Source organism: Flavobacterium sp. J372, assembly GCF_024699965.1.
Classification (GTDB): Bacteria; Bacteroidota; Bacteroidia; order Flavobacteriales; family Flavobacteriaceae; genus Flavobacterium.
This window is the reverse complement of the sequence record NZ_JAJOMZ010000004.1, coordinates 1918633-1932010: the sequence shown is the minus strand read 5'-3', so window position 1 is coordinate 1932010 and position 13378 is coordinate 1918633. Positions and strand designations below refer to the sequence as shown.

Genomic DNA, 13378 nt, shown 5'->3' with positions numbered 1-13378 from the left:
ATCTTCGCGATGATGAACAATCCTCTCGATACTCCTATTGAATACCTGAAAGGTGTGGGCCCGGCGCGCGGTGAGCTGCTCCGGAAAGAGCTGGGCATTCATAAATATGCCGACCTGCTGAACCTGTTCCCGAACCGGTATATTGACCGTACGCGGTACTACAAGATCAGTGAGCTGGTGGCAAGCAACAGTGAGGTGCAGGTGGTAGGGAAAGTCATCCACCTGAAGACCGTAGGCGAAAAGCAAAAGGCGCGCCTTGTGGCTACCTTTACCGATGGCACCGGCGAAATGGAACTGGTATGGTTTCAGGGGCAGAAATGGATTCGCGAGAACCTGAAGGTAAACTTGCCGTATGTGGTGTTCGGGAAGGTGACGCAGTTTGGGGCAACATTCAACATGGCGCACCCCGAGATGGAACCCCTGGCCGAACACGAGGCCAGCCTGCGCAGCGCCATGCAGCCTATTTATCCTTCGACAGAAAAGCTCACCCAGCGCGGTGTGACCAACAAGGTTGTCAACAAGATGATGATGCAGCTTTTTACCGAAACGCAGGCGAAGTTTGCCGAGACGCTCCCTCCTTCCCTGCTCGCCGACCTGAAACTCATCCCGAAGAACGCGGCGCTGTTCAACATACACTTCCCGAAGAGCCAGGAGATTCTGCACAAGGCGCAGTTCCGGCTTAAGTTTGAAGAGCTGTTTTTCATACAGCTGCAGCTTATCATGAAGAACCAGATACGCAAGCACAAGATAAAGGGCAACCCGTTTACGCAGGTCGGTACACTGTTTAACGAGTTTTACCAGAACCACCTGCCGTTTGCGCTTACCGAGGCCCAAAAGCGTGTTATCAAAGAGATACGCCATGACCTTGGCCAGCCCGCGCAGATGAACCGGTTATTGCAAGGCGACGTAGGCTCAGGCAAAACCATTGTGGCGCTGATGAGCATGCTGCTGGCGCTGGACAACGGTTTCCAGGCGTGCCTTATGGCTCCGACAGAGATACTTGCCAACCAGCATTATAATGGACTCACCGAACTTGCCGAACCTCTCGGTATAAACATAAAACTGCTTACCGGCAGCACCAAGCAAGCCGACCGCAAGATAATCCATGAACAACTGGAAGACGGCAGCCTGCACATTATCATTGGTACGCATGCCCTGCTTGAAGACAAGGTGCAGTTCAAAAACCTGGGGCTTGCCGTGATTGATGAGCAGCACCGCTTTGGCGTTGAGCAGCGCAGCAAGCTGTGGCGCAAAAACACCATTCCGCCGCATGTGCTGGTCATGACCGCCACCCCTATTCCGCGTACGCTGGCCATGAGCCTGTATGGCGACCTCGACATCAGCGTGATCGATGAGCTGCCGCCCGGCCGCAAGCCTATTAAAACCGTGCACCGGTATGACAGCAACCGCCTTAAGGTGTGGGCCTTTTTGCGGGAGGAGATTGCCAAGGGCCGCCAGGTGTATATTGTGTATCCGCTGATACAGGAGAGCGAGAAGATGGACTATAAAGACCTGATGGACGGCTATGAGAGCATTTCGCGCGATTTCCCGCTGCCGCAGTACAGCGTGAGCATTGTGCACGGCAAGATGAAACCTGCCGAAAAAGACAGCGAGATGGCGCGCTTTGCCGCCGGGAAGACTAACATTATGGTGGCGACTACCGTGATTGAGGTGGGCGTGAATGTGCCCAACGCCAGCGTGATGGTGATTGAGAGCGCCGAGCGTTTTGGGCTGAGCCAGCTGCACCAGCTGCGGGGGCGCGTGGGCCGCGGGGCCGAGCAGAGCTACTGTATACTGATGACGGGCCACAAGCTGGGCAACGATACCCTTACGCGCATTGACACCATGTGCCGCACCAACGACGGCTTTGAGATTGCCGACGTTGACTTGAAGCTGCGCGGCCCCGGCGATATTATGGGCAAGCAGCAGAGTGGTGTGCTGAACCTGCAGATTGCCGACATTGTGCGTGACCGTGACATTCTTGCACTTGCCCGCGAAAAGGCGCTGCAGGTTTTACATGCCGACCCGCGTATGGTGCTGCCTGAAAACGCCGCCATGCGCCATGCGTATATGGAGATTACACGGAAGAAGGAAGTTTGGGGGTGGATTAGTTAATCTTTATATTTTGTAAGATACTTGTAAATATGTTAAATTTATTTTAATTTGGCATAATAATCAAAATTACCTTACCGATATGAGAGGATCAGAATGGAGAAAATGGGATCTACATGTACATAGTCCCTTTTCCAATTTAAATAATAACTACAATTGTACAATCCAAGATTTCGCCAATAAAATACTAGCTGAGAATATTGCCGTAATTGGACTAACAAACTATTTCTTTATTTCAAAACAAGAAATTGACGACGTAAAAAATGCTTTGGCAGGAAGATGCTTAGTAATTCCAAATATAGAATTTAGAATAAATGATAAAAATAAAGATAATGAATTCATAAACTATCATGTTCTATTCAATCCGCAAATTGATATTACCAAGGTCCATCAAACTTTAGCGAGGCTAAAATTGAATAACCTTAGAGCTGATAACATTTATTGTACCCCAGAAAACTTAGCTACTTATGGATATGCTTCCGTAACAGTTAGCTTTGATGATCTTTATAAAATTCTTCATAACGATTTTAAAGAGGGTGATGATTTTGTACTTGTTGGCCCATTTAAGGGTTATGGAGGATTTTGCCCAGATAATAAAGAAAGAAATATAAATCTTGCTACAAAACTTGACCAAAAGAGTTCAATTATTTTTTCAAAAAAAGAAGACAGTGACTTCTTTTTAAATACAGTTGGTAAACGCCATATTTATAATTTGCTTGCAAAACCTGTTATCTATTGTAGTGATGCTCATACTATTAATGATATTGGAAAAAACTTTACATGGATTAAAGCTGATATCACATTTGAGGGGTTTAAACAAATTATTTATGAGCCTGAACATCGAGTACGTATTCAAGCAGATAAGCCCGATGAGAAAGATGCAAGATTAATAATTGATAAGATTCAATTTGTTACTGAAGATAACAGATTTACAACTAAAGAAATATTTCTAAATGAAAATTTAAATGTAATTATTGGGGGAAAATCTTCAGGCAAATCTATTTTGTTATACAATATTGCTAAAACTCTTCTACCCGATCGAACTGATAGAAGCGTTTTAAAATATAAAAATCCAGACACCAATACATATCAATACAAATATAATTTTGAAAATTTTGATTTTAAAGTCACACTTAAATCTGGCGCGGAGCAATCCGTAAGTCGTAAAGATGATGAGTCGAGTATTCTGCCTGAAATCAAATATATCCCACAAAATTATTTATCTGAACTTGCCGAAAAAAATATAAAAAAGGTAATGAATTGAATAAACTTGTAAGGGAGTTATTATTAGAGGATAAAAAATTTGAAGCAATTTACGATAGCTTTTTACATAAGGTTAAAAACAATGACAGTGCGCGAGAAAATTTAATAAATAGCTTTTTCGATATTAAAGCTAATTTAAAAGATTTGAAATTAGCTCTAGGAAAAATGGGCAATATTGATGCTATAAAGGATAGTATTAAGGTTAATGAAGAGCTGATTGAAAAGTTAAAAGCAGAGTTAGGGCTATCTGACGATGAGATGACCCGTTATAACGAGTTGGTTGCTAGACAGCAAAAGTTAAATTTTGATATTACTCAAATTTATAATGATTACCAAAAAGTTGTGAATTATAATGATGAGTTAAAATCAATGATTAATGATCAAGTGTCAAGAAAGGAATTTTTCCTGAGTACCTTAACAACACAATCTATTAAAGATTTCTACAAGGATCGATATTCCACCATTGAAGAATTAAAATCTTTGATCGAAAATATATCTATTGAGCTAGGAGTTGACGAAAGCAATTCGTTTTTTAAAGATAATATCATTACACAGCAATTAAATCCTTTACAAACTGAACTATCTCATATTAATGAAGAACTAAAAAAATATTTAAAAAGTATCGAAATTAAAGACAAAATTCTAAAGTTAGAAAAAGACATATTAGATGACAAAGAACGATTAAATGCGATAGAGCAAAAAAATGCAGAAATAGAACTTAAACGAGCAGCTGTTAAAGATGACTACCGTAAAATTTTTGACTTATATGACCAAAATTATCAGGAGTATGTGAATCTTATTGAGCACTTCAGAGAGCGTGTTAAGCATCTGGAAGATAAGAGTTTGACTATTACAGGCAGTGTTCGATTGAACATAAAAAAGTTTCGAGAAAATATGTTTCGTATTAGTAATGGAATCAGTAAATCTTACAAAGATTTTGAAATTGTTGTTGGGACAAACAATAATACTGAATTTAATTATGAAGAGGTGAAAGCACAACTTCAGAGCATTTTTAAATTGATGTATAATGAAAAATATGTATTAGTCAGGAATGTTGACTACAAGTCAGCAATTAAAGATTTAATGAAAGATTACTTCTTTGATCATTGGGAAGTTTCTTCACTTAATGACACGTTGTACAATATGTCGACCGGAAAAGCAAGCTTTGTAATTTTAAAATTGATTGTAGGTCTAAGTAAATCGCCAGGGCCTTTATTAATTGATCAACCCGAAGATAATTTGGATAATCGTTCCATTACCACAGACTTAATAACTTATTTACAAGATAAAAAAGTTCAAAGACAGATAATTATTGTGACACATAATCCAAATATTGTTGTTAATGCTGATAGTGAAAATATAGTAGTTGCGCATCAATATGGTCAAAATGAAGATGAAAATGATAGTGAATTGCAATTTGACTACATTAATGGTTCTTTAGAAAATTCATTTGAAAAAATAATAAAAAAGATATTTTAAAATCTATGGGTGTTAAGGAACATATTGCTGAAATAGTTGAAGGAGGCAAAGAAGCATTTCAAAAGCGAGAGCGAAAATATCGTTTTAGTAAAAATTAAAAGCAAACCAAACAGCTTCTTCCTAGCCCCGACAGACACGGTATCCCCGCAATCAAAGCCTATACTTCGACAAGTTCAGACTAACCTTACCGTAAAGCCGCACTTCGACAAGCTCAGTGTGACTTTACTTTTGCGGGATAAAGGCGAGGGCGGGAATTACGCCTGCCGGTAAAGCCCATGCCTTTCGCTTCTTAAAAATTTAACATACAGGTCATTGTATATTCATTTGGTTATGCTTTCTTTGCACCCGATTTAAAATCTTAATAAACAATTATTTATGAAGAAAATTACTTTGGTGCTAGCGATGCTTTTGGTTGTGACTACAGGCTTTGCACAAAAGAAGAAGGTTGCGGTTGTAACGTTTTTTGCCGATAAGTCGGTTGACCTTACCGATGTGGGTATGGGCGGCGCAGAAATTATTGCCGACCTTGCCAACGACCCGTCGTTTAACCTTCAGCCGCTATTGGAGCGTTACCACACGGCGTTTTTTAATGATTATGCCAAGAAGTTCCCTTTTGAGCTGGTTGACGAGAAGCTTGTTACAGGCAAGCCGGAGTACCAGGCATGGGTTTCGGACTACCCGGGTGACCGCAATGCTACCAATTATACCACAATTGAGGGCTACAAGGCGATTAACCACAACTGGGGCAAGAAGAACGAAACGGCTATGGCCAAAATGTTCTCTGAGTACGACGGCGTGATGTTTGTCTGGATTGATTTCGCTATGCAGAAAGGCTTTGGTATTGGCGGTACTGCCACTACAAAAATGAGGGCGACTACCAATATTGCGCTTTTCAACAAGAAGGGCGAAAAGGTGTTTAACATCACTGAAGGCGAGAACTCTAAGAAAACGGGCGTTATGGCCGGCGGTGTGCCTATCATGAAGCCTGCTAAAGTGCTGCCGATGTGTGAGAGCGCGCTTGAGGAACTGATGGGTGACCTTGACAAAAGAATAGAAAAAATCGTTAAAAAGAGCAACCAGAAATTATAATACGCTTTCTTTCCCCTAAGAATTATACAGAGGCTGCACTACGGTGCGGCTTTTTTTATGCCTTCTGGCCCATAGCACACCTAACCATAAACACACCCCTAACCCCTCTCAAGAGGGGAACTAGCCCCCTGCTTATAAAGGGGGAATTACTTCACTCGGGTGGCACTTCGACAAGCTCAGTGTGACTGCTTCACTCTTGTTGGAAAATCTGCGAGAATCTACTAAATCCCCGCCTGTACCATTCGGGCAGGCGCGTTACCGCGTTCCCTAAACACACCGCTAACTCTCTCAAGAGTGGAACTAGCTTCACTTATGCGGCGCTTCGACAGGCTCAGCGTGACTGCTACAGTCTTGTTGGAAAATCTGCGTGAATCTGCTAAATCCCCGCCTGTACCATTCGGGCAGGCGCGTTATCCGCGTTCCCCTAAACACACCGCTAAACCATCGCGAGAGTGGAACTAGCTTCACTCTTGCGGCGCTTCGACAGGCTCAGCGTGACTGCTACAGTCATGCTTTAGATGTCTCAACTCCGCAAGCTGCGTTCGACATGGAACTTCATCGGGATGGCATAGCTGTTCACCTAAGCAGTTCTGAAAGATTAAATCAGTATGTCAAAGAACGGTCTGTATACGTAAGACCTAAGACCTAATACCTACTATAAGAAAACCTTATAGCTGATTAGAGAGAAGATATAGAAGAAGATGATGAAGGATTACAAACGCCTATATATTTGCAGTGTTGGATAACCAAAAAACACTGAAAAATTGAAGAAGAATTTACGAATGCTGTTTGTGACTGCCGCGTGTGTAGTTGGAAACATCCGGACGATTTTAAGCCTGTAGCGCACCAGCCCCCTGTGCCGCTGCCGGTGAATATCCGGGAATGATTGAAGATGCCTCTCCAGTCCTGGGAGGCTTTTTTATTTCCTGCTGCAAAGGTACGCTGGCATTTTGAGAAGGTAGTTACAAAACCTTTTCAAAATTGTGCCGTTCATCGATTATTTTAAAAGGCAGATTTTTCTTAGGGTAAAAGTTAACAGGTTGTTAAATGCTTCTCTTGACGGCTTTGAAAAGAGCAGCATAAAAGAAATACTTGTGCTGAAAATCAACAAATTAAGTTTTGTTAAAAAATGCGTTTGGAGGTCGTAAAAAGAAGTATAAAGCAAAAACACTCCGTTTTTAACAGGATTCTAAATAAAAAAAGCCACTCGATCAAGTGGCTTTAATCTTTATATCATGTAAAGATTATCCTAAAATTTCCTTCACTTTTTTACCGATTTCGGCAGGCGAATCAACCACGTGAATTCCATTCTCACGCATGATGCGTTTTTTGGCTTCGGCAGTGTCGTCCGCCCCACCCACGATAGCTCCGGCATGGCCCATTGTACGGCCTTTTGGCGCGGTTTCACCTGCAATAAAGCCAATTACAGGTTTGCGGTTACCGTCAGCTTTAATCCATTTTGCAGCATCAGCTTCAAGTTGGCCGCCAATCTCGCCAATCATTATAATAGCCTCAGTTTCAGGGTCGTTCATAAGAAGCTCAACCGCCTCTTTAGTTGTAGTCCCGATGATTGGGTCACCACCGATACCGATAGCAGTTGTTATACCAAGGCCTTGCTTAACTACCTGGTCTGCAGCTTCATACGTAAGCGTTCCTGACTTAGAAACGATACCTACCGTACCTTTTTTGAATACAAATCCAGGCATGATGCCTACTTTAGCTTCTTCCGGAGTAATTACGCCGGGGCAGTTCGGGCCAACCAAACGGCAGTCTTTTCCTTTAATGTAATCGTATGCTTTTATCATGTCTGCCACAGGGATACCTTCAGTTATCGTAATGATTACTTTAATACCGGCTTCGGCAGCTTCCATGATGGCATCTGCAGCAAAAGCGGGCGGTACGAAGATGATAGTTGTATCGGCCCCTGCAATTTCAACAGCGTCTTTCACTGTGTTGAAAACCGGACGGTCAAGGTGTGTAGTGCCGCCTTTTCCGGGCGTTACGCCACCTACTACGTTAGTTCCGTACTCTATCATTTGCGACGCGTGGAATGTTCCCTCGCTGCCGGTAAAACCCTGAACAATTATTTTAGAATCTTTATTTACTAAAACACTCATGATATTTTATGTTATTTTTTGGTTGTTGCAAATTTAGCAATTAATGCCCGGTTTTGGGTGATTATATTGTTATTTTTTTAACCCAATTGGCTCATCAGGTAGCCTTTGTACAGTTTATTGTCTCTCACTTCCCAGATTACTACAAAGTGTGCCAGGGTCATTTCTTCTGATGGGTTTTCAATGGCACAAACATAGTGTGTATATCGCACAGTAACAGTGTCTCCCTCAGCAACTATGTGGCTGATATCCAGCCTTGAACCACAGTATGACTTGCCCATTTCGGTAACAAGGGCGATGAAGTCATTTTTGTCAAGCTCAAGGTAACCTTTAGAGCTGTGCCATTTTAGTTGAAGGTCGTCATGAATAAACCGCTCACTTGCGGCAACATCCCTGAAACCTTCAAGTTTGTAATATTCCGTTACAAGTTCTTTTGCATTCATATCACTTCAGCTTTTCTAAAATTTCGGGTATACGCTTTACGTTGGCCATCTGTTTTAGCTTCTCCCGGGATTCCTCAACAGGTGTCCCAAAATATACTTTCTCTCCTTTAAGCGACTTACTTACACCGGTTTGAGCCAGTACAACTGCCTTACTTCCAATGGTTATGCCGCTGGTTGTACCTACCTGACCCCAAAGCGTTACTTCGTCTTCAATCACCACACATCCTGCAATACCTGTTTGCGCTGCTATCAGGCATTTTTTACCAATTATGGTATCATGGCCTACATGTACCTGATTATCCAGTTTAGTGCCTTCACCTATGGTTGTGTCACCCGTAACCCCTTTATCTATAGTACATAGTGCTCCAATCCCGACATTATCTTCAATCACTACACGCCCGCCTGAAAGTAGTTGGTCAAATCCTTCAGGTCGCTTTTTATAGTAAAATGCATCGCCTCCAAGTACTGTACCCGCGTGTATAATTACGTTATTACCAATTATAGTATTGTCATAAATCGCAACATTGCTGTGAATAAGGCAATTTCTGCCAATCTTTACATTATTTCCTACGAATGTATTGGGCTGAATAACAGTACCCTCGCCTATTTCTGCGGAAGCAGCTATCGATACGTTTGACGCCTGAAAAGGCCTGAAATGCCTCGACAGTTTGTTGAAATCCCGAAATGGATCGTCTGAAATCAGCAATGCTTTTCCTTCAGGACACTCCACCTCCTTATTGATGAGGACGATGGTAGCCGCCGACTGCAAAGCTTTGTCATAATATTTCGGATGATCCACAAATACAATATCACCAGGCGTAACCACATGAATTTCATTCATGCCTTCAACAGGGAATGAAGCATCGCCAACGTATTCACAGCTAATGATTTTGGCTATTTCATGAAGGGGATATGTCTTTGGGAATTTCATTTTCTTTAATTTGAAAATTATAATATTTGAAAATTTGGAAATGCTGGTTCTGAATCTTCAAATTAGCAAATTTCCAAATTTTCAAATTAACTTATTCTTTAATACGCTCCATGTACTGTCCTGTAGCAGTATCTATCTTGATCTTGTCGCCTTCATTGATAAAAAGCGGAACGTTTACCGATGCTCCTGTTTCTACCTTTGCAGGCTTGGTGGCGTTGGTAGCCGTGTTGCCTTTAACTCCCGGCTCAGCATAAGTCACTTCAAGAACTACTGATGCAGGCATATCAACAGATAACGGTGCGTCAGTCTCCGTGTTCCAGATTACCATTACCTGCTCACCTTCTTTTAATAAATCCGGTGCATCAAGAATATCTTTGCTCAGTGAAATCTGTTCGTATGTTTCAGCGTGCATGAAGTGGAACTGGTCGCCTTCAGCATATAAGAACTGGAACTTATGCGTTTCAACTCTCACAGTATCAATCTTATGGCCGGCTGAAAATGTATTGTCAAGCACTTTGCCATTGGTAAGGCTTTTAAGTTTTGTCCTTACGAAAGCTGGGCCTTTACCTGGTTTTACGTGAAGGAATTCGATAATTTTGTAAATATCGTGGTTGAATTTAATGCACAGGCCGTTCCTTATATCTGCTGTAGTTGCCATTTCTTAGTTTATGTTTAATTTGTTTGCGTTCAATTTATTGCTGAATTCAAAGCATCAGCCAACTTATATGTTACCGCCTGTATAACCTTTCATTACACCGCGAGGCGAGTTGCGTATTGCCATGATAATCTCATCACGTTCGGGAGTCGCCTCCATGTCTGCTTCAATGATTTCAACTGCCTGGCTTACGTTGTAATTCTTTTGGTAAAGAATACGGTAAATGTTCTGAATTTCAGTAATCTTCTCTGATGTAAAGCCACGCCTGCGAAGCCCTACCGAGTTGATACCCACATAGCTAAGCGGCTCACGTGCAGCCTTAACATACGGCGGAACATCTTTACGCACAAGCGAGCCGCCTGTTACAAAAGCATGATTGCCAATTGTTGAGAACTGGTGTACTGCCACCATACCTGCAAGCACTACATAATCTCCTACAGTGATATGGCCGGCAAGGTTGGTATTGTTTGAGAAAATACAGTAATTACCCACAAGGCAGTCATGTGCTACGTGAGAGTAGGCCATGATAAGGCAGTTTTTGCCAATTACGGTTTTCATCCTGTCGGTTGTACCGCGGTTTATAGTTACACACTCCCTTATTGTAGTGTTGTCGCCAATTTCTGCTGTGGTCTCTTCGCCCTGGTATTTAAGGTCTTGCGGTGGTGCGCTTATTACCGCACCGGGAAATATATTACAGTTTTTGCCTATACGGGCACCTTCCATAATAGTTACGTTGCTGCCTATCCAGGTGCCCTCGCCTATCTCCACATTGTTGTGTATAGTTGTAAAAGGCTCAATCACTACATTTTTAGCGATTTTGGCGCCGGGATGTACATATGCTAAAGGTTGATTCATAAAACTCTCAGGTTAGCTGTTTTTTACAATTTGCGCCATTAGTTCGGCTTCGGCTACAAGCTTGCCGTTGGCATAGGCATGGGCCTGCATGTGGCATATTCCGCGGCGTATAGGTGATATCAGGTCGCACTTAAAAACCAGGGTATCGCCCGGCAATACTTTGTGCTTAAACTTCACACCGTCAATCTTCATAAAATATGTCAGGTAGTTCTCCGGGTCAGGCACACTGCTCAATATCAGGATTCCACCCGTTTGTGCCATGGCTTCCACAATAAGTACGCCCGGCATTACCGGAGCACCCGGGAAGTGGCCCACGAAGAAACTCTCATTCATGGTCACGTTCTTAAGCCCAACTACATGGCTGTCGCTCATTTCCAGTATCTTATCTACAAGAAGGAACGGCGGGCGGTGCGGGAGCATGGTCATGATCTTATTCACGTCCATTAGCGGCTCTTTGTGCAGGTCATACACCGGTACCTGGTTGCGCTGTTCTATCTTGATGATTTTATTTAATTTCTTGGCAAACTGCGTGTTCACAAAATGCCCGGGCTTGTTGGCAATAACCTTACCTTTTATCCTTGTGCCGATAAGCGCCAGGTCGCCCACTACGTCAAGCAGCTTGTGCCTTGCAGCCTCATTAGGGTAATGCAGCGTAAGGTTATCAAGTATTCCGTTTGGTTTTACCGATATATTATCCTTACCAAAAGCCACCTTCAGGCTTTCCATTGTTTCAGGCGAAATTTCCTTATCAACATACACAATGGCGTTGTTAAGATCTCCTCCTTTTATAAGTCCGTTGTTCAGCAATGTTTCCAACTCATGCAGGAAGCTGAATGTACGCGAGTCAGCAATCTGCGACTTAAATTCGCTGATATTCTTCATTGTAGCATTCTGTGTACCAAGCACTTTAGTACCAAAATCTACCATCGCCGTTACCTGGTAATCATCAGCCGGCATAACGATGATCTCGCTGCCTGTGGCCTCATCAATATAAGATATAACTTCTTTTACAACATATACATTACGCTCGGCATCCTGTTCAACTACCCCGGCTTTTTCAATGGCTTCCACAAAGAATTTTGAAGAACCGTCCATAATAGGCGGTTCGCTGGCATCAAGCTCTATTATCACATTGTCAACATCACAACCTACAAATGCTGCAAGCACGTGCTCTGATGTCTGGATTTTTACACCTTTCTTTTCAAGGTTGGTGCCGCGCTGCGTGTTTACTACATAATTGGCATCGGCTTCTATAACAGGCTGTCCTTCAAGATCAACACGTACAAAAGTATAACCGTTGTTTACCGGTGCGGGCTTAAAGGTGATTGTTACTTCTTTACCGGTGTGCAGCCCTACGCCCTTTAATGAAACTTCGTTTTGGATTGTGGTTTGTTTAACCATTATATGAACTTTATATTACTCATTTCCTTTTTTAAGGTCTTCAATATCAGATACTATTTTAGGAAGATTCCTGAAGTGTACGTATGATTTATTAAAATCTGAATAGCCGAGCGCCGGGCTTCCCTGTACAGCCTCACCGTCAGGAATGCTTTTACCAACACCAGATTGCGCCTGTATACGTACATTATTGCCAATTGTAATGTGCCCTACAATACCTACCTGCCCGCCGATAATGCAGTTCTTGCCAATCTTCGTAGAGCCGGCAACACCTGTTTGCGATGCTATTACGGTATTCTCGCCAATAACAACATTGTGTGCTATCTGTATCTGGTTATCAAGCTTTACGCCTCTTTTTATGATCGTTGAGCCAAGCGTTGCCCTGTCAATAGTAGTGCATGCGCCTATGTCAACATTATCTTCTATGATCACATTGCCTATTTGCGGCACTTTGTTGTATTCCCCGTTTTCGTTAGGGGCAAAGCCAAACCCGTCTGAGCCTATGATGGCGCCTGAATGAAATGTGCAGTTATTGCCAATTTCGGTCTCGCTGTAAACACGTACACCTGCAAATAATATGCAGTTATCGCCAATGGTTACATTATCGCCAACAAAAGTGTTGGGGTATATTTTTACGTTGTTGCCAATCTTTACATTTTTGCCAAGGTAACAAAAACTGCCCAGGTAAAGATCTGTACCGTAAGTAACATTTTCTGAAATTACAGAAGGCTGCTCAATACCTGATTTCATGAGCTTTACCTGATTGTAGTATTCAAGCAGCTTAGAAAATGCTTTATAGGCGTCGTCAACCTTTATAAGTGTAGTAGTTATTTCACTTTCAGGCTCAAAAGTGCGGTTAACTATTGTAATAGTTGCTTTTGTAGAATATATATAGGATTGGTACTTTGGATTTGCCAGAAATGTAAGCGAACCGTCAGTGCCTTCTTCAATTTTAGCCAGCTTGTATACTTCAGCCCCAGGGTTTCCCACCACGTCGCCTTCCAAAATACCTGCTATTTGCGCTGCTGTAAATTTCATC

Annotated in this window: 11 protein-coding genes; 4 read left to right on the top strand and 7 right to left on the bottom strand. The window is 42.4% G+C overall.

What is annotated here, in order from left to right:
• Positions 1-9: 9 nt before the first annotated feature.
• The 4 genes from recG (at position 10) to LRS05_RS09570 (ending at position 5943) form a co-directional block, all read left to right on the top strand.
• Positions 10-2115, top strand: a complete 2106-nt coding sequence (gene recG / locus LRS05_RS09585) for an ATP-dependent DNA helicase RecG (RefSeq protein WP_257868123.1) — start codon at positions 10-12, stop codon at positions 2113-2115.
• A gap of 79 nt (positions 2116-2194) precedes the next feature.
• On the top strand, positions 2195-3376 hold the full coding sequence (locus tag LRS05_RS09580) for a hypothetical protein (protein WP_257868122.1): 1182 nt from the start codon (positions 2195-2197) through the stop codon (positions 3374-3376).
• The gene (locus tag LRS05_RS09575) at positions 3373-4854 is read left to right on the top strand and encodes a hypothetical protein (protein ID WP_257868121.1); all 1482 of its coding nucleotides are present in this window, start codon (positions 3373-3375) and stop codon (positions 4852-4854) included. The genes LRS05_RS09580 and LRS05_RS09575 overlap by 4 nt, the downstream gene beginning before the upstream one ends.
• Before the next feature lie 375 nt (positions 4855-5229).
• Positions 5230-5943, top strand: a complete 714-nt coding sequence (locus LRS05_RS09570; RefSeq protein ID WP_257868120.1) for a hypothetical protein — start codon at positions 5230-5232, stop codon at positions 5941-5943.
• Between the two features lie 1244 nt (positions 5944-7187).
• On the opposite strand, the gene sucD is transcribed toward LRS05_RS09570, so the two are convergent.
• From sucD to lpxD, 7 genes are all read right to left on the bottom strand, one after another.
• Complete coding sequence (gene sucD / locus LRS05_RS09565) at positions 7188-8060, bottom strand: succinate--CoA ligase subunit alpha (RefSeq protein ID WP_257868119.1); 873 nt, start codon at positions 8058-8060, stop codon at positions 7188-7190.
• A 77-nt stretch (positions 8061-8137) separates the two neighbouring features.
• Positions 8138-8500, bottom strand: a complete 363-nt coding sequence (locus LRS05_RS09560) for a nuclear transport factor 2 family protein (RefSeq protein WP_257868118.1) — start codon at positions 8498-8500, stop codon at positions 8138-8140.
• Position 8501: 1 nt separating this feature from the next.
• On the bottom strand, positions 8502-9431 hold the full coding sequence (locus LRS05_RS09555) for a UDP-3-O-(3-hydroxymyristoyl)glucosamine N-acyltransferase (RefSeq protein WP_257868117.1): 930 nt from the start codon (positions 9429-9431) through the stop codon (positions 8502-8504).
• A 91-nt stretch (positions 9432-9522) separates the two neighbouring features.
• The gene (gene efp, locus LRS05_RS09550; protein WP_257868116.1) at positions 9523-10089 is read right to left on the bottom strand and encodes an elongation factor P; all 567 of its coding nucleotides are present in this window, start codon (positions 10087-10089) and stop codon (positions 9523-9525) included.
• Positions 10090-10152: 63 nt separating this feature from the next.
• On the bottom strand, positions 10153-10941 hold the full coding sequence (gene lpxA / locus LRS05_RS09545; protein ID WP_257868115.1) for an acyl-ACP--UDP-N-acetylglucosamine O-acyltransferase: 789 nt from the start codon (positions 10939-10941) through the stop codon (positions 10153-10155).
• A 12-nt stretch (positions 10942-10953) separates the two neighbouring features.
• Positions 10954-12342 (bottom strand): bifunctional UDP-3-O-[3-hydroxymyristoyl] N-acetylglucosamine deacetylase/3-hydroxyacyl-ACP dehydratase, encoded by a 1389-nt coding sequence (locus tag LRS05_RS09540; RefSeq protein ID WP_257868114.1) that lies wholly within the window; start codon positions 12340-12342, stop codon positions 10954-10956.
• A gap of 15 nt (positions 12343-12357) precedes the next feature.
• Positions 12358-13377 carry a UDP-3-O-(3-hydroxymyristoyl)glucosamine N-acyltransferase gene (gene lpxD, locus LRS05_RS09535; RefSeq protein ID WP_257868113.1) on the bottom strand — a complete coding sequence of 340 codons (1020 nt, stop codon included), beginning with the start codon at positions 13375-13377 and terminating at the stop codon, positions 12358-12360.
• Position 13378 lies beyond the last annotated feature (1 nt).

Excerpts from the sequence above, each read along its gene's own strand:
- LRS05_RS09540 (WP_257868114.1), bottom strand. The coding sequence starts at position 12,342 with ATGGTTAAACAAACCACAATCCAAAACGAAGTTTCATTAAAGGGCGTA.
- LRS05_RS09570 (WP_257868120.1), top strand. The coding sequence starts at position 5,230 with ATGAAGAAAATTACTTTGGTGCTAGCGATGCTTTTGGTTGTGACTACA.
- LRS05_RS09555 (WP_257868117.1), bottom strand. The coding sequence starts at position 9,431 with ATGAAATTCCCAAAGACATATCCCCTTCATGAAATAGCCAAAATCATT.
- LRS05_RS09580 (WP_257868122.1), top strand. The coding sequence starts at position 2,195 with ATGAGAGGATCAGAATGGAGAAAATGGGATCTACATGTACATAGTCCC.
- lpxA (WP_257868115.1), bottom strand. The coding sequence starts at position 10,941 with ATGAATCAACCTTTAGCATATGTACATCCCGGCGCCAAAATCGCTAAA.
- recG (WP_257868123.1), top strand. The coding sequence starts at position 10 with ATGATGAACAATCCTCTCGATACTCCTATTGAATACCTGAAAGGTGTG.
- LRS05_RS09560 (WP_257868118.1), bottom strand. The coding sequence starts at position 8,500 with ATGAATGCAAAAGAACTTGTAACGGAATATTACAAACTTGAAGGTTTC.
- efp (WP_257868116.1), bottom strand. The coding sequence starts at position 10,089 with ATGGCAACTACAGCAGATATAAGGAACGGCCTGTGCATTAAATTCAAC.
- lpxD (WP_257868113.1), bottom strand. The coding sequence starts at position 13,377 with ATGAAATTTACAGCAGCGCAAATAGCAGGTATTTTGGAAGGCGACGTG.
- sucD (WP_257868119.1), bottom strand. The coding sequence starts at position 8,060 with ATGAGTGTTTTAGTAAATAAAGATTCTAAAATAATTGTTCAGGGTTTT.